Annotated in this window: 1 protein-coding gene; it reads left to right on the top strand. The window is 30.6% G+C overall.

Translation table 11 applies throughout. From position 1 onward, the window contains the following. Positions 1-739: phosphoserine phosphatase SerB (gene serB, locus FUA24_RS23710; protein ID WP_148545798.1), on the top strand; the 739-nt coding region annotated here is incomplete at both ends.

Below are 739 nucleotides of genomic sequence, written 5' to 3'. Positions count from 1 at the left end.
ACTATTTTAGGTGAAAAACTAAAAGCAGAACAAATATCTAGAGTTACAGAAATAATTTCTGAAAAAAACCTAAATATTGATGCTATTAAGCGCCTAACAGGGCGTTTATCATTAGTAAAAAAAGACGATTATCCACGCGCATCTATCCAATTATCAATTAGAGGAAGAATTGATAACAAAGCTGAATTCACTGAAAAATTCATGCAAATATCACAAGAATTAGATGTTGATATTGCATTTCAAGAAGATAATATATTTAGAAGAAACAGACGCTTAGTGTGTTTTGATATGGATTCTACCTTAATCCAAACTGAAGTTATTGATGAATTAGCAGAATTAGCAGGTGTTGGTGAACAAGTTAAAGCCATTACTGAAGCAGCAATGCAAGGTGAAATTGATTTTAATGAAAGTTTCAAAAGACGCATGAAATTATTAGAGGGTTTAAGTGAAGATGTTTTACAAAATGTTGCTGTTAACCTACCAATAACTAAAGGAGCCAGACGTTTAATTGATACACTTAAAAACTACGGGTTTAAAACTGCTATTTTATCTGGTGGTTTTACATATTTTGGCCATTACTTACAAAAAGAATTGGGTATAGATTACGTGTATGCTAACCAATTAGAAATTAAAAATGGTGCTTTAACAGGTAATTATTTAGGTGAAATTGTAAACGGTGAAAAGAAAGCTGAATATTTAAAACTAATTGCCGAAAAAGAAGGTATTGATATTAGCCAAA

The organism is Seonamhaeicola marinus (assembly GCF_008085455.1).
Note: the sequence above shows the minus strand (reverse complement) of the source record. Positions and strands in the feature narration are given on the sequence as shown.